Source organism: Gordonia sp. i37, from assembly GCF_002043085.1.
Lineage (GTDB): Bacteria > Actinomycetota > Actinomycetes > Mycobacteriales > Mycobacteriaceae > Gordonia > Gordonia polyisoprenivorans.
Genome location: NZ_MVPX01000578.1, coordinates 1 through 1,358, shown reverse-complemented (window position 1 = coordinate 1,358; position 1,358 = coordinate 1). Strand labels below are relative to the sequence as shown.

Annotated in this window: 2 protein-coding genes; both read right to left on the bottom strand. The window is 60.6% G+C overall.

What is annotated here, in order from left to right; translation table 11 throughout:
• Positions 1 to 261 precede the first annotated feature (261 nt).
• Positions 262 to 594 carry a type II toxin-antitoxin system PemK/MazF family toxin gene (locus B1964_RS28195; protein ID WP_079932148.1) on the bottom strand — a complete coding sequence of 111 codons (333 nt, stop codon included), beginning with the start codon at positions 592 to 594 and terminating at the stop codon, positions 262 to 264.
• Complete coding sequence (locus B1964_RS28190) at positions 591 to 800, bottom strand: antitoxin MazE-like protein (RefSeq protein ID WP_079932147.1); 210 nt, start codon at positions 798 to 800, stop codon at positions 591 to 593. Before B1964_RS28190 ends, B1964_RS28195 begins: the two co-directional genes overlap by 4 nt.
• Positions 801 to 1,358 lie beyond the last annotated feature (558 nt).

The following is a 1,358-nucleotide window of genomic DNA, read 5'->3' as shown; positions in this document are numbered from 1 at the left end:
GCCACTCAGACAGGGCATTTCGTCTACCCCTCACCGCCCGAACAGATACAAATCGGTGGATCGAGGCTTAGACCTCAACCTATGCGCTCCGGCGCGCTCCACGGGCGAGCAGGCCGTGCCGGATCGTTGAGCCAGACGACGGCGCCGATAAAAAATGCCTTATGTCAACTAGACGACTAGATACTGCGCTGCCCCGCAACACTATTTAAAAGCCTACCGTCGATCGGTGCCTGTCGTCGGCGTCGACTCCCACGGCTCGAATCATCGCGCTAGTCCCAGAAACGCCATCAACGAGCGCTCGACTTCAACGAGTTGGTCGGATGTCAGACGACCGACACGCGTCTGAACATTCGACCGTCGTACCGCGGTTAGCTTGTCAACCATCACGTCACTGTCCCGCTCGAGGCCCGAGATCGAATCGCGATCACCCGGGATACGAATCCGCAACAGGGGCGCATCGATGAGCTGGCTCGTGATCGGAGCAACTACCACCGACAGAGTTGAATCGAACAGGTCATCCTGCACGATGACGGCCGGCCGCGGCTTGGATGCATACACACCACCCGCAACGGTCCAGATTTCGCCGCGAATCACGCCTCGTCGTCCCAAGGCGCGGCGACAGCCTCGACGAAATCTTGCTCATCCCCACCGGCGTCTGCCTCTGCCACGAGAACCGATTGCCTGTGGGCTTGCGCGGCAAACTCTGGCGTTCGTACGTCAGGAACCCAGACCTGCAACGGGCGCATTCCGCGCTCACGCATCCGACGTCGGTACTCACCGACCCTGTCCCTCACTGCCATGCCCAGATGTTACATGTAACGCTCCGGCCTGGCCAGGCGAGCAGCCTCAGCTGATTATACAGGAATCGAATATGCAGGCTTGCCAGAAGGCCATCGCGGATGGCCCTTCGTTGCAGCGCTATTCGCGCGTGTCGCGTCATCGTGGACACTTCACCTCACACCGCAGGCCCGGCGCCCTACCGATGCGACGGTCCAGCGTGACGAGCGGTGCACCTGCCAATTCAGCCCACACCCGCGAACCGAGAAGCTCGTACGGCCTCTGCTCGATCGACAAGTCGAGCAGATCACCATGGGCCTGAGCCTGCGAAATCCGTAGAGCAACTTCACGAGGCGGCCGATGCTGAATCCACTGCAGTCGTGGCTTGTTGCTCGACGACGGTCCGGACGGTCGCTGGGCGGTTGGGCAACTGTCCGGCACTCGCTTGCTCGCACCGCAACTGGTGATGTTTGAAGTAAGTAACATCATTCGCAGACAAGCGACCGCGACGTAACTGGCTTCTTATCCTGGGGTTGACCCCGTTTCCCGGACATCTTGATGGCCAGTGTGAGGCTGGCGGG